Here is a 20,967-nt window from a genome sequence, read left to right as displayed (position 1 = left end):
TAAGACAAGGTTCATAATCTCTTACACGGCGCGGAGGGCGCTTCACAGTGTTCTCTTAGAGCCGTGCTTGCAATGCTTGCTCCCGGACAGGGATCCCAGACCCCCGGAATGCTCACCCCTTGGCTGGAACTGCCCGGGGCCGATGAGCGTGTCGCGACGTGGTCGAAGATCAGCGGACTGGACCTGGCCCGGCTCGGCACCACCGCCGGCGCCGAGGAGATCACCGATACCGCGGTGACCCAGCCGCTGGTGGTGGCCGCGACGCTGCTGGCCCACGAAGAACTCACCCGCCGCGGCCTGATCGACGACGATCTGGTCGTCGCCGGTCACTCGGTCGGCGAGATTGCCGCCTACGCCATCGCCGGCGTCATCTCCGCCGACGACGCGGTGGCCCTGGCCGCCACCCGCGGCGCCGAGATGGCCAAGGCCTGCGCCCTGGAGCCCACCGGCATGGCCGCCGTGCTCGGCGGCGACGAGGCCGCTGTACTTGAAGCCCTGGCTCGTTTTGACCTCGTCCCCGCCAACCGCAACGCCGCCGGCCAAATCGTGGCCGCCGGCGCGATCGCCGCGCTGGAGAAGCTCGCCGAGGATCCACCGGCCAAGGCCCGGGTCCGGGTGCTGGCCACCGCGGGCGCCTTCCATACCCACTACATGGCGCCTGCCGCCGAGGGCTACGCCGCCGCGGCCGTGAAGGTCGCCGCCGCCGAGCCGACCGCCACCCTGCTGTCCAACGCCGACGGTCAGCCCGTGGCCGACGCCGCCGACGCGATGGCCAAGCTGGTCGCCCAGATGACCCGGCCCGTGCGCTGGGACCTGTGCAACGAGACCCTGCGGGGCCTGCAGGTGAAGGCGATCGTCGAGTTCCCGCCCGCGGGCACGCTCGTCGGCATCGCCAAGCGCGAACTGAAGGGCACGCCGACACACGCCGTGAAGGCGCCCGCTGACTTGGACGGGCTCGCCGAGCTCTGACCCGGAAACGAACAACCTGAAGTCGTTCTACCCACACTCCGACAGCCGGAGTGAGTAACCGAAATAGAAGGAGCCATTGTGGCCGCCAGTCAAGAAGAAATCATCGCCGGTCTCGCCGAGATCATCGAAGAGGTCACCGGTATCGAGCCTTCCGAGGTGACCCTGGAGAAGAGCTTCGTCGACGACCTGGACATCGACTCGCTGTCGATGGTGGAGATCGCCGTGCAGACCGAGGACAAGTACGGCGTGAAGATCCCGGACGAGGACCTGGCCGGCCTGCGCACCGTCGGCGACGTCGTCGGCTACATCCAGAAGCTCGAGGAAGAGAACCCCGAGGCCGCTGCCGCGCTGCGCGATAAGTTCACGAAGTGACCAGGCCTTCCACTGCTAACGGCGGTTTCCCCAGCGTTGTGGTGACCGCCGTTACGGCGACTACTTCCATCGCGGCGGACATCGAGAGCACGTGGAAGGGCCTGCTGGCCGGCGAGAGCGGTATCCGCGTCCTCGAGGACGATTTCGTCACCAAGTGGGACCTTCCCGTTCGCATCGGCGGCCACCTCGTCGAGAACCTCGACGAAAAGATGACCCGGCTGGAGATGCGGCGTATGTCGTATGTCCAGCGGATGGCCAAGTACATCGGTAACCAGTTGTGGGACACCGCCGGCCGGCCGGAGGTCGATCCCGACCGTTTCTCGGTCGTGATCGGCACCGGCCTCGGCGGCGGCGAGAAGATCGTCGAGACCTACGACGCGATGAACGAAGGCGGCCCCCGCAAGGTGTCGCCGCTGGCAGTCCAGATGATCATGCCCAACGGCGCCGCCGCCGTCATCGGCCTCGAACTCGGGGCCCGTGCCGGCGTCATCACTCCGGTCTCGGCGTGTTCGTCGGGCTCGGAGGCCATCGCCCACGCATGGCGTCAGCTCGTCATGGGTGACGCCGACATCGCCGTCTGCGGTGGTGTCGAGGGCGGTATCGAGGCGCTGCCGATCGCGGCGTTCTCGATGATGCGCGCCATGTCCACCCGCAACGACGATCCGACCGGGGCCTCGCGTCCGTTCGACAAGGACCGCGACGGGTTCGTGTTCGGCGAGGCCGGCGCGGTGCTGATCCTCGAAACCGAGGAACACGCCAAGGCTCGTGGCGCCAAGCCGCTGGCCCGCGTGCTCGGCGCGGGTATCACCTCCGATGCGTTCCACATGGTCGCTCCGGCACCGGATGGCCTGCGGGCCGGTGCCGCGATCAAGCGCGCACTGGAGACCGCCGGTCTGTCCGCCAAGGACATCGACCACGTCAACGCGCACGCCACGGCCACTCCGATCGGTGACACCGCGGAGGCCAACGCGCTGCGGGTCGCCGGGGTGGAGCATGCCGCGGTGTACGCACCCAAGGGCGCACTGGGTCACTCCATCGGTGCCGTCGGCGCCCTGGAATCCATCCTGACGGTGCTGGCACTGCGCGACGGCGTCATCCCCCCGACGCTCAACTACGAGACGCCTGACCCCGAGATCGATCTCGATGTCGTCGCAGGTGAGCCTCGATACGGCGAATATCAGTACGCCATCAACAACTCGTTCGGGTTCGGTGGCCACAATGTGGCACTGGCCTTCGGGCGGTATTAAGGCAGGAAAGGAACGACTCGGCAATGGCGGGATTCACCGGTATCTCCACGGGGAACGGTCTGCCCAACGTCGTCGTCACCGGCATCGCGATGTCGACGGCGCTGGCAACCGATGCTGAAGACACCTGGAAGAAGCTGCTCGACGGACAGAGCGGCATCCGAAAGCTCGATGATCCGTTCATCGAGCAGTACGACCTTCCGGTCCGCATCGGTGGACATCTCCATGAGGATTTCGAGGAAGATCTGACCCGCGTCGAGAAGAGGCGCCTGTCATACCTACAAAAGATGGCGACGGTCTTGGGCCGTCGCGTCTGGGACAACGCAGGTGCACCCGAGGTGGACGCCCGCCGGCTGATGGTCTCCGTCGGTACCGGTATGGGCTCCACCGAGGAGCTGCTGTTCGCCTACGACGGGATGCGGGAGCGCGGCCTCAAGGCCGTCTCCCCTCTCGTCGTGCAGATGTACATGCCCAACGGCGCCGCCGCGGCCATCGGGCTCGAGCGCAAGGCCAAGGCCGGGGTCAGCACCCTGATCTCGGCGTGCGCCTCGGGTTCGGAGGCGATCGCCAACGCGTGGCGCAACATCGTGCTCGGTGAGGCCGACATCGCCATCTGCGGCGGCGTCGAAACGCAGATCGAGGCGGTGCCGATCGCCGGTTTCGCCCAGATGCGCATCGTCTTGTCGACCACCAACGACGATCCCGCGGGGGCATGTCGCCCGTTCGACAAGGACCGCAACGGGTTCGTGTTCGGCGAGGCCGGCGCCCTGCTGGTCATCGAGACGGAGGAACACGCGAAGGCTCGCGGCGCCAATATCCTGGCCCGCATCATGGGCGCGAGCGTCACCTCCGACGGCTATCACATCGTCGCGCCGGACCCCAACGGTGAACAAGCCGGTTACGCCATGACCCGTGCCGTCCAGCTGGCCGGACTGCAGCCCACCGACATCGACCACATCAACGCCCATGCCACCGGCACCAATGTCGGCGACGTCGCCGAGGGCCGGGCCATCAACAACGCGATGGCCGGGCACCGCCCGGCGATATACGCACCCAAGTCGGCGCTGGGGCACTCGGTCGGTGCCGTCGGCGCCGTCGAGTCGATCCTCACCGTGCTCGCCTTGCGTGACGGCGTCGTACCGCCCACTCTGAATCTGAAGAACCTGGATCCGGAGATCGACCTCGATGTGGTGGCCGGCGAACCGCGGTACGGCGATTACCAATACGCAATCAACAATTCGTTCGGATTCGGCGGGCACAACGTCGCTCTCGCCTTCGGCAAGTACTGACATCGCGCTCACCGCGAGATCAAGGAGAACATCACAGATGACGACCATGGCCCCCGAGGCAGCAGCCGAATCCCTTGATCCTCGCGACCCGCTGTTGCGGTTGTCGGCGTTCTTCGACGACGGCACCGTGGAATTGCTGCACGAACGCGACAAGTCCGGTGTGCTGGGCGCCGCGGGCACCGTCAACGGTGTGCGCACCATCGCGTTCTGCACCGACGGCACCGTGATGGGCGGTGCGATGGGCATCGAGGGCTGCGCGCACATCGTGAACGCCTACGACGTCGCCATCGAGGAGCAGTCGCCGATCGTGGGCATCTGGCATTCCGGCGGCGCGCGACTGGCCGAGGGCGTCAAAGCCCTGCACGCTGTGGGACTGGTGTTCGAGGCCATGATCCGGGCGTCGGGCTACATCCCGCAGATCTCGGTGGTCGTCGGCTTCGCGGCCGGCGGCGCCGCCTACGGCCCCGCCCTGACCGACGTCATCGTGATGGCGCCGGACAGCAAGGTCTTCGTCACCGGTCCGGACGTGGTCCGCAGTGTCACCGGCGAGGACGTCGACATGGTGTCCCTGGGCGGCCCGGAGGCCCACCACAAGAAGTCCGGGGTGTGCCACATCGTCGCCGATGACGAGCTGGACGCTTACGAGCGCGGTCGCCGCCTGGTCGGATTGTTCTGCCAGCAAGGCCATTTCGACCGCAGCAAGGCCGAGGCCGGCGACACCGACCTCAAAGCCCTGATGCCCGAATCCGCACGGCGTGCCTACGACGTGCACCCCATCGTCGAGGCGCTGCTCGATGAGGGTGTCCCGTTCGAGGAGTTCCAGTCCCGCTGGGCCCCGTCCATCGTGGTCGGCCTGGGCCGGCTGGCCGGCCGCAGCGTCGGCGTCATCGCCAACAATCCGCTGCGCCTCGGCGGCTGCCTGAACTCCGAAAGTGCCGAGAAGTCAGCACGTTTCGTGCGGTTGTGCGACGCGTTCGGCATCCCTCTGGTCGTCATCGTGGACGTGCCCGGCTACCTGCCCGGTGTGGACCAGGAATGGGGCGGTGTGGTGCGCCGCGGCGCCAAGCTGCTGCACGCGTTCGGTGAGGCCACCGTCCCGCGCGTCACCCTGGTCACCCGCAAGATCTACGGCGGCGCCTACATCGCGATGAACTCCCGTTCGCTGAACGCCACCAAGGTGTTCGCCTGGCCGGACGCCGAGGTCGCCGTGATGGGCGCCAAGGCCGCCGTCGGCATCCTGCACAAGCGCAAGCTGGCCGCCGCACCGGATGCCGAGCGCGAGGCCCTGCACGAGGAGTTGGCTGCCGAGCACGAGCGCATCGCCGGTGGCGTCGACAGTGCCATCGAAATCGGTGTGGTGGATGCCAAGATCGATCCCGCCCACACCCGCAGCGTGCTCACCCAGGCACTGGCCGAGGCCCCGCAGCGACGCGGCCGGCACAAGAACATCCCGCTGTAAACCTCCACCGCGATAACTGGCCTTTCGGCGTACTCGAATTCAGCCGGAAACGAACTCCTCGGCCACCGCCGCGGCGCGTTCGCGGTCGGCGGCCACCAGCCCGATCCGGGTCCGGCGATCCAGGATGTCGTCCGCGGTCAGTGCGCCCTCGTGGGTGACCGCGAACTCGAACTCCGCCCGCAGCACATCGATGCCGTCGGCCACTGGTTCGGCGGGCTGGGCGCAGTTCGCCCCCGCGAGCACCTCGGTCGCTTCTGCACCGAACCGGGCGACCAGCGAAAATGGCAGTCCCGCAACGGTTGCCGAGGTGGCGCCGACCAGCGGCAGATTCCGGGTGCGGCATGGCGCCGCCGCGATGCCGCGCGCCGCGACCGCCCGGTCCAGTACGTCCTCGGCCATGTAGCGGTATTCGGTGAGCTTGCCGCCGATCACGCTGAACACGCCGGACGGCGACTCGGTGACCGCATGCTCGCGGGAGACGTCGGCGGTGCGGCCCTCGCCGGTGTCGATCAGTGGCCGCAGACCCGCGTACGACCCGAGCACGTCCTTGGCACCCAACGCGGTCTGTAAGGCGGTGTTGACGGTATCCAGCAGAAAAGTCACCTCCGCGTCGGTGGCCTGCGGTACATCGGGAATCGGTCCTGGCGCCTCTTCGTCGGTCAGCCCGAGGTACACCCGGCCGAGCTGTTCGGGCATCGCGAACACGAACCGGTTCAGCTCACCGGGGATCGGAATGGTCAGTGCCGCAGCGGGATTGCCAAAGGCCGCCGCGTCGAACACCAGATGGGCGCCCCGACTGGGCCGCAGCTTGATGGATGAGTCCACTTCGCCGGCCCAGACGCCGGCGGCGTTGATGACGGCGCGGGCGCCCAGTTCGAACGATTCGCCGGTCAGCTCATCGGTCAGGGTGACCGAGGTTCCGGTGGCCGCGGAGGCGCGGACCCGGGTGAGGATGACCGCCCCGTGCCCGGCCGCGGTGCGCGCGACGGCGGTGACCAAACGGGCGTCGTCGATCAGCTGCCCGTCATAGGCCAGCAGTCCGCCGTCGAGGCCGTCCCGGCGCACGGCCGGCGCGAGCTCGATCGCCCGGGTGGCATCGACCCGGGCCGACCGGGGCAGGATCGAGGCGGGGGTGCCGGCCAACTTGCGCAGGCCGTCACCCGCGGCGAAACCGGCGCGCACCAACGCCCGCGACGCCCGGCCCATCGACGGCAGCAACGGCACCAGCTGCGGCATCGCCTTCACCAGATGAGGAGCGTTGCGCGACATCAAGATTCCGCGTTCCACGGCGCTGCGCCGGGCGATGCCGACATTGCCGGTAGCCAGATAGCGCAAGCCGCCGTGCACCAGCTTGGAGCTCCACCGGCTGGTGCCGAACGCCAGATCGTGTTTCTCCAGCAGCACGACGGACAGGCCGCGGCTGGCCGCATCGAGTGCGATACCGGCACCGGTGATGCCGCCGCCGATCACGACGACGTCGATCAGTGCGGTGTCGGCGAGCGCGGCGAGTTCGGCCCGACGACGGGCGGCGTTGAGGGCGGTCGTCATGGTTTCAGGTATCCGTTCAGCGAGTGTTCGAGTTCGACGGCCAGCGCGCCGGAATCCAGGATCGGTGCCACCATCTGCGCGGACTGCACCGCCGACTGGGTGATCAGCAGGCACATCGCGGCCAGTTGCCGGGGATCGCCGGCCCGCACACTGCCGTGCTCCTGAGCCAGCTTGAGCTGGCCGGCGAGCGCGTCGATCAGGATCTGCTGGCTGGTGCCCAGGCGCTCGGCGATGTACACCATGGCCAGGTCGGGCGCGGAGTGCAGCACCGACATCACGATGTCGTCATGGCGCAGGCGCTGGGCCACCGCCACCATGCGCGCCACCAGCGCCTCCCGGCCCTCGCCGGTGTCCCCCACGTCCACCAGGACACGGGTGATCCGCGCGGTCAGCAGCGCGGCCAGGATCGACTTGGTATCGGGCCAGCGCCGGTAGACGGTCGGCCGGCTCACCCCGGCCCGGCGGGCGATCTCGGCCAGTGTCACCCGGTCAATCCCGTAGGCCAGCACGCAGCTGGCGGCGGCATCGAGGATCCGCTCGGCCAGCGACTCCCCGCTGTCATCGTTACTGATTGACATCATATGTAATACTGTAACGCATGACGCACTCGTTGTTGCCCCCGATGAAATGGAACGCCTGGGGTGACCCCGCGGCCGCCAAGCCGTTGTCCGACGGCATCCGGGCCCTCCTCAAGCAGGCGTTGGGCATCGAAGAATCGACCGCGGCCCCGCTCACCGCCGAGCAGGTGACGCTGCGCCCGTCCCGGCTGACGGACGCCGACCGCGACGCACTGGCGGCCATCGTCGGCGCCGCACACTGCCGCCTCGACGATCAGGACCGGTTACTGCGGGCCGGCGGCAAGTCCACCCTGGATCTGTTGCGGCGCAACGACAACCGCGAGCAGGATGCGCCCGATGCGGTATTGCTGCCCGGCACCGACGAGGAGATCGCGGCAATCCTGACCTTCTGCGTCGAGCACCGCATCGCCGTCGTCCCGTTCGGCGGCGGCACCAGCGTGGTCGGTGGGCTGGACCCGGACCGCGGTGAGTTCGCCGCGGTGGTGTCGCTGGACCTGCGCCGACTGGACGCGTTACTCGGCCTCGACGAGGTGTCGGGTGAGGCGGTGTTGCAGGCCGGGGTGACCGGACCGGACGCCGAACGCCTACTCGGCGAGCACGGCTTCTCCCTCGGACACTTCCCGCAGAGCTTCCAATTCGCCACCATCGGCGGGTTCGCCGCCACCCGATCGTCGGGGCAGGACTCCGCCGGCTACGGCCGCTTCGACGACATGGTCCGCGGATTGCGCGCCGTCACCCCGGCCGGCGTCCTGGATCTGGGCCGGGCGCCCGCCTCGGCGGCCGGGCCCGATCTACGCCAGCTCTTGATGGGATCGGAAGGCGTCTTCGGGGTGATCACCGCCGTGCGGGTGCGAGTACACCCGGTGCCCGAGACCACCCGCTACGAAGCATGGTCGTTCCCGGATTTCGGCACCGGCGCCGCCGCGTTGCGCGCGGTCACCCAGACCGGCACCGGCCCCACCGTGATCCGGCTGTCCGACGAGGTGGAGACCGGCGTCAATCTGGCCACCACCGAACGCATCGGCGAGCAGAGCCTCACCGGCGGGTGCCTGGCCATCACGGTGTTCGAGGGATCGGCGGCGCATACCGAGAGCAGGCACGCCGAGACCCGCGCGGTGCTGGCAGCCCGGGGCGGCACCTCGCTGGGCGAAGCACCCGCCAAAGCCTGGGAACACGGCCGGTTCGGCGCGCCCTATCTGCGGGACTCGCTGCTGGCGGCGGGGGCACTGTGCGAGACGCTGGAGACCGCGACGTCGTGGTCGAACGTGGCGGCAGTCAAGGCCGCCGTCACCGAGGCACTGACCGCTTCGCTGGCCGAATCGGGTACACCGGCGCTGGTGATGTGTCACATTTCGCACGTGTACCCCACCGGCGCCTCGCTCTACTTCACCGTCGTCGCCGCCCAGCGGGGAAATCCGATCGAACAGTGGAGCACGGCCAAAGCGGCCGCCTCGGCGGCCATGGTCCGCACCGGGGCCACCATCACCCACCACCACGCCGTCGGCGCCGACCACCGCCCGTGGATGCGCGATGAGATCGGTGACCTGGGCGTCGAGGTGCTGCGCGCAGTGAAGGCAGTGCTCGATCCCGCGGGAATTCTCAATCCCGGCAAGCTGATTCCGTGATTCTCAGCAGAGTCACCGTCCTGACCAATCCGGCGTCGGGACACGGCAATGCACCACACGCCGCCGAGCGCGCCATCGCGCGGTTCCAACAACGCGGTATCGACGTATGCGAGGTGGTCGGCACCGATGCCGCGCACGCCCGCCGGCTGGTCGACGACGAACTCGCCCGCGGCACCGACGCACTGGTCGTGGTCGGCGGTGACGGCATCATCTCGGTGGCACTGCAAGCGCTGGCACTCGGTGACGTGCCGCTGGGAATCATCCCGGCGGGCACCGGCAACGACCACGCCCGCGAATTCGGCATTCCCACAAACGATCCCGCGACCGCGGCGGATGTGGTGGCCGACGGCCGGGCCGAGACCATCGATCTGGGCCGCATCGTCGACGCGGCCGGAACGGTCAAGTGGTTCGGCACGGTGATGGCGGCCGGGTTCGACTCCCTGGTCAGCGACCGGACCAATCGGATGACCTGGCCGCACGGGCGGATGCGCTACAACGTCGCGATGGTCGCCGAACTGTCCAGGCTGCGGTTGTTGCCATTCCGGCTCACGTTCGACGACGGACCCGAAATCACCACCGACCTCACCCTGGCCGCCTTCGGCAATACGCGCAGTTACGGCGGCGGCATGCTGATCTGCCCTGGCGCGGATCCCACCGACGGCCTGCTCGACATCACCATGGCGCACTCCGACTCCCGTACCAAGCTGATTCGGCTGTTCCCGACGGTGTTCAAGGGAACCCACGTCAACCTGCCCGAGGTGACCACCAAGCGGGCGAGGAACGTGAACGTCGACTCCCCCGGGATCAACGCCTATGCCGACGGTGATTTCGCCTGCCCACTTCCGGTGACCGTCTCGGCGGTACCCGCCGCACTGAAGCTGCTGCGCGGGTAGCTCACGCTTCGGCGGGCGAAGTTCCGATCGAACCGAGCATGTTCAACAGATAGCGGATGGCCTCGGTAGCCGGCCGGGCGGGCACGGCGGGATCGACGGCGCGCTGGATGCCCAGTCCGATGCCCACACTGAGCAACAGGTTACCCAGATCATCGAAACTTGTTGTCAATGCACTGGATTCGTCGATGCCCAGATCGGTCGACAGGGACCGGAGCACACCGACCACCGATTCCGCGGCTTCGGCACGCAGCGCGGTGATCATCTCGGTCAGCTCGGGATTGTTGCGGGACAGCACCACGAATTCGAGTTCCAGCATGGTCCAGCCGACGTCGCCGACGGTCCCGTCGAACCACGCATTGACCGCGGCGATCCTGCGGTCCAAGTCGGCGTCCGCCGTCGCCAACTCGGCGATCTCACCGAACTTCTCGCGATGGATGAGCTCGAGGACGGCGCGGCAGACGTTCTGCTTGCTGCCGAAATTGGAGTAGACCGCGCCTTTCGAGTAGCCGGCGTCCTCGGCGATGTCGTCGAGGCTGGTGGCGGCGTAACCGTGGGTCAGGAAGCGCCGCTTGGCGGCCTCGAGCAATTCGGCACGGGTCTGTTCCTGGCGTTGCGCCCTGGTCAGCCGCGGCATGCGCAGATCATAAACCGGAGGTATTGATTTAACTCTGAGTATTCAGATACCGTCAGTATTTAGATACGAGAGGCGATGATGCACTTTTCCAGAAGTCCCAGGCCGGGCGGCGCGGAGCCGGCGCGGTGAGCCGTACGGTCCGCATCGTCATCATCGGCGCCGGGATGGCCGGTATCGCCGCCGCACACACCTTCCGGCAGGCCGGTTTCACCGATTTCACCATCGTGGAGAAGGGCTCCGACGTCGGCGGCGTCTGGCACTGGAACCGCTATCCCGGGCTCACTTGCGATGTCCCCTCGCAGATCTACCAGTTCGGCTTCGCACCCAATCCGCAGTGGAGCCATCTGTGGGCCACCGGCACCGATATCCAGCGCTACCACCGAGATACCGTCGACAACTGCGGGCTGAGACCGCATCTGCGGCTGAACACCGAAGTCACCGCCGCGCACTACGCCGCCGGCAGTTGGACGCTCACCACCGCCGACGGCGACACCCTGATCGCCGATTTCGTAGTGTGCGCCACCGGAGTACTGCACCACCCGCACGTGCCCGCCATACCGGGCATGGAGCGCTTCGGCGGTCCGGTGGTGCACACCGCACAGTGGGACCCGGGCCTGCAGACGGCCGGTCGGCGCATCGCCGTGATCGGGACGGGTTCCACAGGTGTGCAAGTGGTTTCGGCGTTGCAACCGCAAGCCGGTGCGGTGCTGCACTTCGCCCGGTCACCACAGTGGATTCTGTGGGCCCCGATGTGGCTGCGCCAGCCGCGTGCACTCACGGCGGCGCTGCGGCGCTGGCCGGCGTTGCACGCCTCGGCGTTCGATGCGCTGCAGTGGATGTCGAACATCCTCGCCGATGTCGTCACCACCCCGTCGTGGCGGCGCAGCCTGGTGCAGGCCTATGCCCGGCTGAGCCTGCGTGCCCAGATCCGCGATCGGCAGTTGCGCGCCAAATTGACCCCCGACTATCAGCCGCTGTGCAAGCGCCAGGTGGTGTCGGGCAGTTACTACCGGGCCATCACCCGGCCGAACGCCCAGCTCGTCACCGAGCGGATCACCGAGATGACCTCGACCGGTGTGCGCACCGCCGACGGTGCGCACCACGACGTGGATGTCGTCGTGCTGGCGACCGGTTTTCACGCGCACAACTACATGCGGCCGATGTCGATCGTGGGCCGAGACGGCATCACCCTGGATGAGGCATGGGTGAAAGGACCGCGGGCTTACCGGATGACCGCCATTCCCGGATTTCCGAACTTGTTCACCGTCCTCGGCCCGAACTCACCGACCGGATCGATTCCGCTGCAGTACTCCGCCGAAGCCACCGCACGCTATATCGTCGCCTGGCTCAAGCGATTCCGTGATGGCGATATCACCGAGGTGGAAGTCACCGAAGAGGCCACCGAGGAGTTCAACGCCGCGGTCGCCGACGCCATCGGCCCGACCGTCTGGAACACCGGCTGCAATTCCTGGTATTTCACCGACGCCGGCACCATCGACCTGTGGCCGTTCGATCGCGCCACACTCACCCGGATGCTGGCCGAACCGGAGCCCGCACACTTCCGGCTCGGCTAGACACACTCATGTGGTGAGTAGCACCTTCACGGCCCGCCGCTCGTCCGCGGTGCGGTGGCCGGCGTATCGGCCCACGACGCGAGCAGATCCAGCGCTTGCGCCGATGCCGACGCGGGCTCGGCGACATAGACGGTCAGCGTGAGTCCCGGATCGGAGATCATGTCCACGCTCTCGTACGCCAGCTCCAGGTTGCCGACCACCGGGTGATGGAAGTGCTTCACGCCGGCGCCGTGCAGGCGCACATCGTGTGAACTCCAGCGTCGACGGAATTCCGCACTGCGCGTGGACAATTCTCCGACCAGATCATGCAGCTCCTTGTCATGCGGGTCCCGCCCCGCCTCGGTCCGCAGGATGGACACGGCGGTGTCGGCGGCGATGCCCCAATCGGGATAGAAGCGCTGCGAGTCGCTGTCGAGAAAGGTGTAGCGGGCGAAGTTCGGTGCCTCACCCGAGACGGTGTCATACATCGACGAATGCATGGCGCGGCCCAGATGGTTGGTCGCCAGCAGGTCCATCCGCCCGTTGCGGATGATCGCCGGCGGCCCGATACCGTCGAGCACCCACTGCAGCGCCGGTCGCGGAGTCCAGCGTGCGGCAGGGCGCCGGCGCGGCCGCATACCGGCACTCGTTCCGTCCGCGGCATGGGCGAGGTGGAACAGGTGCGCCCGTTCGGCATCGTCGAGCCGCAGCGCCCGGGCCAGCGCATCGAGGACCGACGCCGAGACGCCGCCCAGCGTTCCGCGCTCGAGCTTGGAGTAGTACTCGATGCTGACACCGGCGAGCGCGGCGACTTCGCTGCGGCGCAGTCCGGGCACCCTGCGCCGGCCACTCACCGGGAGCCCCGCTTGCTCCGGCGTGATCTTGGCGCGCCGCGAGGTCAGGAACTCGCGCACCTCGGCTCGGTTGTCCATCCTTCCGACGGTACGACGGCCCGCCCATTCCAGGGATGCCCTGTCAGTGCACCTCTGCAGAGAGACTCCCTCATCCGGGCCGCGCCGCGTTGGCTGGTCAGCATGCAACAGACGACACAACCGACACGGCTGCCCAGGCTGGTGTACGTGGTGGCCGCCGGGGTGTTCCTGATGGGTACGACGGAGTTCATGCTCGCCGGCCTGCTCCCGGACGTGGCCGCCGATCTGGGCGTCGACGTGACCAAGGCCGGCCTGCTGATCACCGCTTTCGCGGTCGGCATGATCATCGGGCCGCCGGTGATGGCGCTGGCCACCTTGCGGCTACCGGCACGCGCGACACTCGTCGGCGCGCTGCTGGTGTTCGCCGGGGGGCACGTCGTCGCCGCGCTCAGCGACTCGTTCACCGTGGTGACCGTTTCGCGGGTGATCACGGCGCTGGCCACCGGAACGTTCTGGGCGGTCGGCGCGGCGGTCGCCACTGCGGTCGCTGGGCCGGGGGCCGGCGCGCGGGCACTCGCGGTGATGTCGGGCGGGCTGAGCCTGGCCGTCGTTGCGGGTGTGCCGCTGGGTACCTTCGCGAGCCTGTTCACCGGGTGGCGCGGACCGTTCTGGATGCTCGCCGCGCTGTCACTGGTCATCGGTGTGGCCGTCCTGCGTCTGATGCCGGCGACGGTCGGCGAACCGTCCGCGGTGGTATCGGTGCGCAGTGAGGTCGCTGCGCTGGGCACCTGGCGCATGTGGGTGGTCCTCGCCGTGATCGTGCTCGCCCAGGCGGGTTTTCTGGGGATGTACAGCTTCATCAGCCCGCTGTTGACCGACCGTTCCGGTATCCCCGCCGCGCTGGTGCCGGTGGTGCTGGTCGCGTTCGGGGTCGGCGCGCTCCTCGGCACCGCTGTGGGTGGTCACTTCGGTGATCGTCATCCACTGGCCACGATCGCGGTGGCGGTGACCGCTTCGGCCGCCGGCATGTTGGTGCTGGCCGGCACGGCGGAACACACCGCGGTGACGGTGGTCGTGGTGGTGCTGCTGGGCGCGTGCGGGCTGGGTGCCAATCCGGTGCTGATCGCCCAGACGTTGCAGCACGCCCGCGGTTCGACGTTGGCGTCCGCCCTGGCCACCGCCGCGTTCAATCTGGGTACCGCGGGCGGATCGGCGCTGGCCGCGGCCACCCTGTCCACCTCATTGGGCCTGACCGGGCCCGCCGTGCTGGGTGCGGCCCTCACCGGCTCCGCGCTGATGCCGCTGACCGCGCTGATCGCACTGCGACCCCGACCTCGTGCGGCGTCGCACACCGCACAAGCCACCCCGGTGGCATACCAACCCTCGTCTTAGGAGCACCGAAATGACCATCATCGGAACAACTTCCGCCCAACATGGCCTGCTGAAACTCGCCGGCGCCGGTCTTTCGCTGGTCACCGTGCTGACCGCGTCGGCATGCGCGTCGTCACCCACCACAACCCAGTCCCCGTCGGCCGCGGCCGCAACGGTCAACCCGGAACCCGGGGATACCTCCCGCGGTGCCGACAATTTCTACGTGAGCGACCGCGTCGACGTACAGAAGGTCACCTTCGAAAATCAGTATCGAATGAATGTGACCGGGAACCTGTTCATACCAAAGGATCTGAACCGCAGCGGTAAGGCATCGGCCATCGTGGTCGGGCACCCGATGGGTGCGGTCAAGGAGCAAAGCGCCAACCTGTATGCGACGAAGATGGCCGAACAAGGTTTCGTCACCATGTCGCTGGACCTGTCGTTCTGGGGCGCCAGCGAGGGGCAACCTCGCAACGCCGTGTCACCGGACATCTATGCCGAAGACTTCAGCGCCGCGGTCGATTACCTACGCACCCAGCCGTTCGTCGACCGTGAGCGCATCGGCGCGCTGGGCATCTGCGGCAGCGGTAGCTTCGTGATCAGCGCCGCCAAGATCGACCCGCGCATCAAGGCCGTCGCCACCGTCAGCATGTACGACATGGGTGCGGCCAACCGTGATGGCCTGCGCAACGGCCTGAGTCTGGATCAGCGTCGGCAGATCCTCGAACAGGCCGCCGGTCAGCGTGATGTCGAATTCGGCGGTGGTCCAACCGAATACACCGGCGGCACCGTGCACGACCTGAATGAGAATTCGACCGCCATCGAGCGGGAGTTCTACGACTTCTACCGGACACGGCGCGGCGAGTTCACCGCCGATGGGCAGTCACCGGAGTCCACCACTCAGCCCACCCTCACCAGCAACGTGAAGTTCATGAACTTCTACCCGTTCAACGACATCGAGACCATCTCACCGCGCCCGATGCTGTTCGTCACCGGTGACCAGGCACATTCCCGGGAATTCAGCGAGGACGCCTACCGGTTGGCCGCCGAACCCAAGCGACTGGTCACCATTCCCGGTGCCGGCCACGTGGATCTCTACGACCGCACCGACCTGATTCCGTTCGACACCTTGTCCACGTTCTTCCGGTCGAACCTGGGCTGACCGGTGTCGATGACCGATGGCCCGAATCACGGGAAGATGAACCGCCGTACGTTCGTCGCCGCGTCGGCGGCGGTGGGCGGCGGCGTCGCGGCGCTGAGTCTGGTCCAGGGATGCGCCGGGGACAGCGGCGATGAGGCTGTTCCCGCCAGCACTGTGCAGTTGCGGATCAACGGCGAGCCACACGAGCTGACCGTCGACAACCGCACCTCGTTGTTGGACTTGTTGCGCGAACATGCCGGACTGACCGGTACCAAGAAAGGCTGCGACCAAGGTGCCTGTGGGGCCTGCACCGTACTGGTCGACGGTCAGCGCAGGCTGTCATGTTTGACGCTGGCCGTGATGACGCACGGCGCCGAGGTCGTCACCATCGAGGGTCTCGAGCGGGATGGCCGACTGCACCCATTGCAGCAGGCGTTCATCGACGAAGACGGTTTCCAATGCGGTTACTGCACGGCCGGCCAGATCATGTCCGGGATCGGGTGTATCCGTGAAGGGCGGGCCACCACACCCGAGAAGATCCGGGAAGCGATGAGCGGCAACATCTGCCGCTGCGGCGCTTACACCAACATCGTCACCGCAATCGCGCGAACCGCCGAACACGGAGACCACTGATGTATCCGTTCACGTTCACCACCGCGGCCGACGAGTCCGCCGCACTCACCGCCGGGCAGTCGGGTGCCCGCTACATCGCCGGTGGCACCACCCTGGTCGATCTGATGCGCCAGACGGTGGAACGCCCCGACCGGGTGATCGACATCAACGCGCTGCCCTATCGCGATATCGACCTCGATCAACACCGGCTCCGGGTCGGTGCGCTGGTGCGGATGGCGGAGTTGGCCGACCATCCCGCTGTGCGCGCGCTGTTCCCGGTGATCGCCGAGGCGTTGGAGCTCAGTGCATCCGGTCAACTGCGGAACATGGCCTCCATCGGCGGCAACCTCATGCAACGGCCACGCTGCCTGTATTTTCGGGACGTCTCGGCGCCGTGTAACCGCCGTTCGCCCGGTACCGGATGCGCCGCCATCACGGGCCGTAACCGCACGCTGGCCATTCTCGGCACCAGCGACCACTGTGTGGCGACACACCCGTCCGACCTCGCCGTGGCACTCGTCGCCCTGGACGCTGTCGTGATCACCCGGACTGCCTCGGGCGAGCAGCGCATCGGCATCGGCGACTTCTTCCGCCAGCCGGCCGACACCCCCGACCGTGAACACAACATGGTGCCAGGACAATTGATCGCCGCCGTGGAGATTCCCACCCGACCCGATACCCGGCGTTCGGGATACCTGAAGGTCCGTGACCGCAGCTCATACGAATTCGCCTTGTGTTCGGCCGCCGTGGCCGTCGATCTGTCCGGGGGTGTGGTGCGCTCTGCCCGGGTCGCCGTCGGAGGCGTGGGCACGGTGCCGTGGCGTCTGCCCGCTGTCGAACGTCTGCTGGTGAACCGGCCCGCCGGTCCGGATCTGTGGCGCACGGCCGCGGCCGTCGCCGCCGATGGCGCGAAACCTCTGACCGAGAACGGGTTCAAGGTCGAACTGCTCAAACGCACCGTACAACGTCAGCTCGCCACCGTGGCGGCCCTGCGATGACCTCACTGGCCGGCCAGCCCATCGCTCGCGTCGACGGGCGACTCAAGGTGACAGGCAAAGCCCGCTACGCGGCCGACAACCCGGTACCCGACCACGTCCATGCGGTGCTGGTGTGCGCCACGGTTTCCCGTGCCACCGTGGACGGTATCGATATCGACGCCGCCCGACGTCACCCCGGGGTGCTGCGGGTGATCACCGACTTCGACGGCGTCGCCTTGCCTTTCGACATCACCCGGGTGGCTTTCTTCGGCCAACCCCTGGCCGTCGTCGTCGCCGACACCGTGGAAGCCGGCATGCACGGCGCCGGCCTGGTCGTGGTGCGTTATCGCGGGGAACCACACAACACCGATTTCGATGCGCCGTCCGCGCAACGCAATCCGAGCACGAGGGGACCCGACTACTCTCGCGGAGACGCCGACGCCGCGCTGCGCGGTGCGCTGATAGCGGTGGACAACAACTATTCCATTGCCCGCAATTACCACAACCCTATGGAGATTCCGGCCACCGTCGCCGCCTGGGAGGGCGACCGTCTGACGGTGTGGGACAAGGTACAGGGCGTGCATTACTCGCGCGACGCCTACAGCGCCGCGCTGGGAGTAGCCGCCGACCACATCCGGGTCATCTCGCCATTCGTCGGCGGCGCGTTCGGCAGTGCCGGCGAGACGTGGCCGCACCAGTTCCTGGCAGCACACGTCGCCAGGAAACTGCGGCGGCCGGTCAAGTTGTCCTTGACCCGTCCGCAGATGTACGCCGCGATCGGTTACCGCCCCGCGAGTCGTCAACGGATGGCGATCGGCGCCGACCGCAGCGGCCGGTTCACCGCGATCGTGCACGAAAGCCAGGTCGAGATCTCCCGGTACGAGGGTTTCGAGGACCCGATCACCGAGGGAACACCGTTGCTGTACAGCTCACCGGCCCTGCGGGCGGCGGCCCGGATCGTGCCCTTGGATGTCAGTTCGCCGACGTACATGCGTGGACCCGGCGCCGTCACCGGCGCCTTCGCGCTGGAATGCGCCATCGACGAACTCGCGGCGCGGCTGTCGATGGATCCGATCGAGCTGCGGCTGCGCAATGAACCCGACCACGACGAGAGCGCGAACGTCCCGTTCTCGACTCGCCGGGTCACCGAGTGCTTCCGGCAAGGTGCCCAGAACTTCGGGTGGTCGCGCCGCAACCCGGCACCGCGGGCAACGCGGCAGGGCGATCTGCTCATCGGGATGGGGACCGCGGCCGCGCTCTACCACGTGGTGCGTAACGAGTCGTCGGCCTCGGCGCGGGTCAATGCCGATGGGACCGTCGAGTTATTCGCCGCCGCAAGCGATATCGGCCCCGGAACGTATACCTCCATGACGCAGGTGGCCGCGGATGCCCTTGGGCTCCCGCTGGACCGGGTGCGCTTCTCCCTGGGGGACACGCAATTCCCGCGGGCGGCCGTGCAGTACGGTTCCCAGACGATGCTGAGCGTCGGGTCCAGCGTCGCCCTGACCGCCGATATGTTGCGCGACCGCATCATCCGGACCGCCGTCCTGGATCCCGGCTCTCCGCTGAACGGCGTCCGCCCCGAGGAGGTGACCGTCACCGCCGGACGCATGCACCTGCGCGCTGATCCCGTGCGCGGTGAGACGTATCAGGAGTTGTTGCGCCGCAGAAACTTGCGGTCCTTGGATTCGAATCAGACGTATTCGCCGGATGACGCCGACGAACGCTACTCGATGCACTCTTACGGTGCCGTGTTCGCCGAGGTCGCCGTGGACGAAATGCTGGGCACCGTCCGGATCCGCCGGATGTACGCCGTCTATGACGCCGGCCGCATCATCAATCCCAAACTGGCCCGCAGCCAGGCACTCAGCGGCATGACGCAGGGCATCGGGATGGCGCTGCTGGAGAACGGCGAAACCGACCATCGCGACGGTCGCATCGTCAACGCCAACCTGTCGGACTACCTCGTGCCCGTCAACGCCGACGTGCCTGCCCTGGATGCGGACTTTGTGGCGACCCGTGACGACATCGCCGACCCGATCGGGGTCAAAGGGCTGGGTGAGGTGGCCATGGTCGGCGTCCCCGGTGCCATCGCCAATGCCGTCTACAACGCCACGGGCAAGCGCATCCGTGACCTACCCATCACCATCGAGAAACTACTGTGAGGGCAGCCGACCCGCTTCGGACTATCCGACCCCTCGGTTGAGCCAGGACACCTCGCCGGCGTCCCCGCCGCCACGGTAGGGCTCCAGGGATTCGTCCCACGCGGTGCCCAGCACGGTGTCCAGTTCGGCGGCCAGGGTGTCGGCGCCCGACGCCATCAGATTGCGCAGCCGGAGTTCGCCCACCATGACGTCGCCGTTGGCGCTCATCGCCCCGCTCCACAAGCCCAGCTGGGGGGTGTGGCACCAGCGGTGCCCGTCGACGCCTTCGCTCGGATCCTCGGTCACCTCGAAGCGCAGCACGGACCATGAGCGCAGGGCGTTGGCCAGCTGCGCACCGGTGCCGACCGGGCCAACCCAGTTCGTGACGGCACGAAGCTGCCCCGGCATGGCCGGTTGGGGCGTCCATTTCAGGTTCGCCCGCGCCGACAGGGTCGACGAAAGTGCCCACTCCACGTGTGGGCATACCGCCGCGGGCGAGGCGTGAACGTAAACCACGCCAGTCGTCGCATCGGCGAACTGGTTCGACGCACGCATCATCTGCTCCTTCGGCTTCCACTAGGGACGTCTTCCCCAACGACCTGGTGTTACCAAAGCGTGCAGTTGTTTCGTGCGTGTCTATTGTGCCTTGTGGGGCCACAGTTGCGCTAGTGTGCTCCGAATTCTCTCAGGACCTCATCAGAGATTGCGGGCCACCGAGCCAGGGTCCAGTCACCGAAATCGCGGTCGGTCAGCACCACCAGTGCCAGATCGGCGACTGGATCGACCCAGATGAACGTCCCTGACTGGCCGAAATGCCCGAAGGTGCCCGCCGAGTTCAGCGTGCCGGTCCAGTGCGGTGACTTGCCGTCCCGGATCTCGAACCCCAGACCCCAGTCGTTGGGCCGCTGTGACCCGAAGCCCGGCAGCACTCCGGCAAGGCCGGGGAACTGCACCGATACCGCCTCGGCGTGCAACTGCGGCGAGACCAGGGCCGGCCTCAGCAGCTCGCCGGCGAACCGCCCCAGATCCTCGACCGAGGACTGGCCGCCGTAGCCGGCCGCTGCCGCGCCGCCGGCCAGCGTCGACGCCGCCATCCCGAGCGGTTCGAAGACGGCCTCGGACAGGTAGGTCTGCACCGGGATGTCCGTAGCCTCTTCGAGCGCCTCGGCGAGCAGGGTGAATCCGTAATTGGAGTAGATGCGCCGGGTACCAGGGGCCGCCAGCACGTCCATTCCCCCGTCACTTCGCTCGCCCCTGGCGCCGGACTGCATCGCCACGCCGGACGCGTGCGCGAGCAGATGCCGCACCGTCGCACCGGGCGGACCCGCCGGGCTGTCGAGTTCCACGGCGCCCTCCTCCACGGCGACCTGGGCGGCACGCGCGACCAGGGGCTTGGTCACCGACGCCAGCCGGTACGGACGGGTGGTGTCACCGTAAGTGGCGACGACGGAAACACCCCCGTCGCTTCGCTCGCCCCGGGAGGACGGCGCAATGACCGCGGCGGCAGCCGTCGGGACCGGCCAGTCGGCCAAGATGTCGAGTGCGATCATAGCCGCCCGAGCCTACTTGCCAGGGCGTTTACCAGAAACTGGACACCTGTCCGACGGAGCGCGGGGGCGCGTATTAGGTTATAGGCATGAGTCGGGCCAGCCCGGCGACCCTAAGGTAGGTTCACTACCGAGCAAC

At 67.7% G+C, this 20,967-nt stretch carries 19 protein-coding genes; 13 read left to right on the top strand and 6 right to left on the bottom strand.

What is annotated here, in order from left to right; translation table 11 throughout:
* Window positions 1-63: 63 nt before the first annotated feature.
* From ACXPWS_RS11905 to ACXPWS_RS11885, 5 genes are all read left to right on the top strand, one after another.
* The gene (locus ACXPWS_RS11905) at window positions 64-969 is read left to right on the top strand and encodes an ACP S-malonyltransferase (RefSeq protein WP_458712625.1); all 906 of its coding nucleotides are present in this window, start codon (window positions 64-66) and stop codon (window positions 967-969) included.
* Window positions 970-1,047: 78 nt separating this feature from the next.
* Window positions 1,048-1,341: a meromycolate extension acyl carrier protein AcpM gene (gene acpM / locus ACXPWS_RS11900; protein ID WP_458712624.1), complete on the top strand. Its 294-nt coding sequence runs from the start codon at window positions 1,048-1,050 to the stop codon at window positions 1,339-1,341.
* Window positions 1,338-2,588 (top strand): 3-oxoacyl-ACP synthase KasA, encoded by a 1,251-nt coding sequence (gene kasA, locus ACXPWS_RS11895; protein WP_458712623.1) that lies wholly within the window; start codon window positions 1,338-1,340, stop codon window positions 2,586-2,588. Before acpM ends, kasA begins: the two co-directional genes overlap by 4 nt.
* Window positions 2,589-2,611: 23 nt before the next feature.
* A complete protein-coding gene (gene kasB, locus ACXPWS_RS11890; protein ID WP_458712622.1) occupies window positions 2,612-3,874 on the top strand; it encodes a 3-oxoacyl-ACP synthase KasB in 1,263 nt (420 codons plus the stop codon).
* Between the two features lie 37 nt (window positions 3,875-3,911).
* Complete coding sequence (locus ACXPWS_RS11885; RefSeq protein WP_458712621.1) at window positions 3,912-5,333, top strand: acyl-CoA carboxylase subunit beta; 1,422 nt, start codon at window positions 3,912-3,914, stop codon at window positions 5,331-5,333.
* A 39-nt stretch (window positions 5,334-5,372) separates the two neighbouring features.
* Here the strand turns inward: ACXPWS_RS11885 and ACXPWS_RS11880 are convergent, their stop codons facing one another.
* Both ACXPWS_RS11880 and ACXPWS_RS11875 read right to left on the bottom strand, forming a co-directional pair.
* Window positions 5,373-6,881: a glycerol-3-phosphate dehydrogenase/oxidase gene (locus ACXPWS_RS11880; protein WP_458712620.1), complete on the bottom strand. Its 1,509-nt coding sequence runs from the start codon at window positions 6,879-6,881 to the stop codon at window positions 5,373-5,375.
* Complete coding sequence (locus ACXPWS_RS11875; RefSeq protein WP_458712619.1) at window positions 6,878-7,462, bottom strand: TetR/AcrR family transcriptional regulator; 585 nt, start codon at window positions 7,460-7,462, stop codon at window positions 6,878-6,880. The genes ACXPWS_RS11880 and ACXPWS_RS11875 overlap by 4 nt, the downstream gene beginning before the upstream one ends.
* A 41-nt stretch (window positions 7,463-7,503) precedes the next feature.
* Between ACXPWS_RS11875 and ACXPWS_RS11870 the strand changes: the two genes are divergently transcribed.
* Both ACXPWS_RS11870 and ACXPWS_RS11865 read left to right on the top strand, forming a co-directional pair.
* Window positions 7,504-9,084, top strand: a complete 1,581-nt coding sequence (locus ACXPWS_RS11870; RefSeq protein WP_458713502.1) for an FAD-binding oxidoreductase — start codon at window positions 7,504-7,506, stop codon at window positions 9,082-9,084.
* The gene (locus tag ACXPWS_RS11865; RefSeq protein WP_458712618.1) at window positions 9,081-9,977 is read left to right on the top strand and encodes a diacylglycerol kinase; all 897 of its coding nucleotides are present in this window, start codon (window positions 9,081-9,083) and stop codon (window positions 9,975-9,977) included. The genes ACXPWS_RS11870 and ACXPWS_RS11865 overlap by 4 nt, the downstream gene beginning before the upstream one ends.
* Window position 9,978: 1 nt before the next feature.
* Here the strand turns inward: ACXPWS_RS11865 and ACXPWS_RS11860 are convergent, their stop codons facing one another.
* Window positions 9,979-10,611: a TetR/AcrR family transcriptional regulator gene (locus ACXPWS_RS11860; RefSeq protein ID WP_458712617.1), complete on the bottom strand. Its 633-nt coding sequence runs from the start codon at window positions 10,609-10,611 to the stop codon at window positions 9,979-9,981.
* 164 nt (window positions 10,612-10,775) lie between these two features.
* On the opposite strand from ACXPWS_RS11860, the gene ACXPWS_RS11855 reads away from it, so the two are divergent.
* Window positions 10,776-12,185, top strand: coding sequence for a flavin-containing monooxygenase (locus ACXPWS_RS11855; RefSeq protein WP_458713501.1), 1,410 nt, complete (start codon window positions 10,776-10,778; stop codon window positions 12,183-12,185).
* Between the two features lie 26 nt (window positions 12,186-12,211).
* On the opposite strand, the gene ACXPWS_RS11850 is transcribed toward ACXPWS_RS11855, so the two are convergent.
* Entirely contained in the window at window positions 12,212-13,096 is an 885-nt protein-coding gene (locus ACXPWS_RS11850; protein ID WP_458712616.1) for a helix-turn-helix transcriptional regulator, read from the bottom strand.
* A gap of 102 nt (window positions 13,097-13,198) precedes the next feature.
* Here ACXPWS_RS11850 and ACXPWS_RS11845 point away from each other — a divergent pair, with 102 nt between their 5' ends.
* Genes ACXPWS_RS11845 through ACXPWS_RS11825 form a run of 5 tightly spaced genes read left to right on the top strand, consistent with a single transcriptional unit; the run spans window position 13,199 to window position 19,302 of the window.
* Window positions 13,199-14,428: an MFS transporter gene (locus ACXPWS_RS11845; protein WP_458712615.1), complete on the top strand. Its 1,230-nt coding sequence runs from the start codon at window positions 13,199-13,201 to the stop codon at window positions 14,426-14,428.
* Window positions 14,429-14,438: 10 nt separating this feature from the next.
* Window positions 14,439-15,569, top strand: a complete 1,131-nt coding sequence (locus tag ACXPWS_RS11840) for an alpha/beta hydrolase (RefSeq protein WP_458712614.1) — start codon at window positions 14,439-14,441, stop codon at window positions 15,567-15,569.
* A gap of 36 nt (window positions 15,570-15,605) precedes the next feature.
* On the top strand, window positions 15,606-16,181 hold the full coding sequence (locus ACXPWS_RS11835) for a (2Fe-2S)-binding protein (RefSeq protein ID WP_458712613.1): 576 nt from the start codon (window positions 15,606-15,608) through the stop codon (window positions 16,179-16,181).
* A complete protein-coding gene (locus ACXPWS_RS11830) occupies window positions 16,181-17,158 on the top strand; it encodes an FAD binding domain-containing protein (protein WP_458712612.1) in 978 nt (325 codons plus the stop codon). The genes ACXPWS_RS11835 and ACXPWS_RS11830 overlap by 1 nt, the downstream gene beginning before the upstream one ends.
* On the top strand, window positions 17,155-19,302 hold the full coding sequence (locus ACXPWS_RS11825) for a xanthine dehydrogenase family protein molybdopterin-binding subunit (protein WP_458712611.1): 2,148 nt from the start codon (window positions 17,155-17,157) through the stop codon (window positions 19,300-19,302). Before ACXPWS_RS11830 ends, ACXPWS_RS11825 begins: the two co-directional genes overlap by 4 nt.
* 21 nt (window positions 19,303-19,323) lie before the next feature.
* On the opposite strand, the gene ACXPWS_RS11820 is transcribed toward ACXPWS_RS11825, so the two are convergent.
* Window positions 19,324-19,836, bottom strand: a complete 513-nt coding sequence (locus ACXPWS_RS11820) for a DUF3145 domain-containing protein (protein WP_458712610.1) — start codon at window positions 19,834-19,836, stop codon at window positions 19,324-19,326.
* A gap of 110 nt (window positions 19,837-19,946) precedes the next feature.
* The gene (locus ACXPWS_RS11815) at window positions 19,947-20,831 is read right to left on the bottom strand and encodes a serine hydrolase domain-containing protein (protein ID WP_458712609.1); all 885 of its coding nucleotides are present in this window, start codon (window positions 20,829-20,831) and stop codon (window positions 19,947-19,949) included.
* Window positions 20,832-20,967: the final 136 nt, after the last annotated feature.

The sequence above is a fragment of the Mycobacterium sp. BMJ-28 genome (assembly GCF_054404835.1).
This window is presented reverse-complemented; position numbering and strand designations above follow the sequence as displayed.

Bases quoted from the DNA above. Each gene is read 5' to 3' on its own strand.
- ACXPWS_RS11860 (WP_458712617.1), bottom strand. From the start codon at position 10,611: ATGCCGCGGCTGACCAGGGCGCAACGCCAGGAACAGACCCGTGCCGAA.
- ACXPWS_RS11815 (WP_458712609.1), bottom strand. From the start codon at position 20,831: ATGATCGCACTCGACATCTTGGCCGACTGGCCGGTCCCGACGGCTGCC.
- ACXPWS_RS11875 (WP_458712619.1), bottom strand. From the start codon at position 7,462: ATGATGTCAATCAGTAACGATGACAGCGGGGAGTCGCTGGCCGAGCGG.
- ACXPWS_RS11840 (WP_458712614.1), top strand. From the start codon at position 14,439: ATGACCATCATCGGAACAACTTCCGCCCAACATGGCCTGCTGAAACTC.
- ACXPWS_RS11885 (WP_458712621.1), top strand. From the start codon at position 3,912: ATGACGACCATGGCCCCCGAGGCAGCAGCCGAATCCCTTGATCCTCGC.
- ACXPWS_RS11880 (WP_458712620.1), bottom strand. From the start codon at position 6,881: ATGACGACCGCCCTCAACGCCGCCCGTCGTCGGGCCGAACTCGCCGCG.
- ACXPWS_RS11855 (WP_458713501.1), top strand. From the start codon at position 10,776: ATGGCCGGTATCGCCGCCGCACACACCTTCCGGCAGGCCGGTTTCACC.
- ACXPWS_RS11850 (WP_458712616.1), bottom strand. From the start codon at position 13,096: ATGGACAACCGAGCCGAGGTGCGCGAGTTCCTGACCTCGCGGCGCGCC.
- ACXPWS_RS11820 (WP_458712610.1), bottom strand. From the start codon at position 19,836: ATGCGTGCGTCGAACCAGTTCGCCGATGCGACGACTGGCGTGGTTTAC.
- ACXPWS_RS11870 (WP_458713502.1), top strand. From the start codon at position 7,504: ATGAAATGGAACGCCTGGGGTGACCCCGCGGCCGCCAAGCCGTTGTCC.
- ACXPWS_RS11845 (WP_458712615.1), top strand. From the start codon at position 13,199: ATGCAACAGACGACACAACCGACACGGCTGCCCAGGCTGGTGTACGTG.
- ACXPWS_RS11825 (WP_458712611.1), top strand. From the start codon at position 17,155: ATGACCTCACTGGCCGGCCAGCCCATCGCTCGCGTCGACGGGCGACTC.
- kasB (WP_458712622.1), top strand. From the start codon at position 2,612: ATGGCGGGATTCACCGGTATCTCCACGGGGAACGGTCTGCCCAACGTC.
- ACXPWS_RS11830 (WP_458712612.1), top strand. From the start codon at position 16,181: ATGTATCCGTTCACGTTCACCACCGCGGCCGACGAGTCCGCCGCACTC.
- ACXPWS_RS11835 (WP_458712613.1), top strand. From the start codon at position 15,606: ATGAACCGCCGTACGTTCGTCGCCGCGTCGGCGGCGGTGGGCGGCGGC.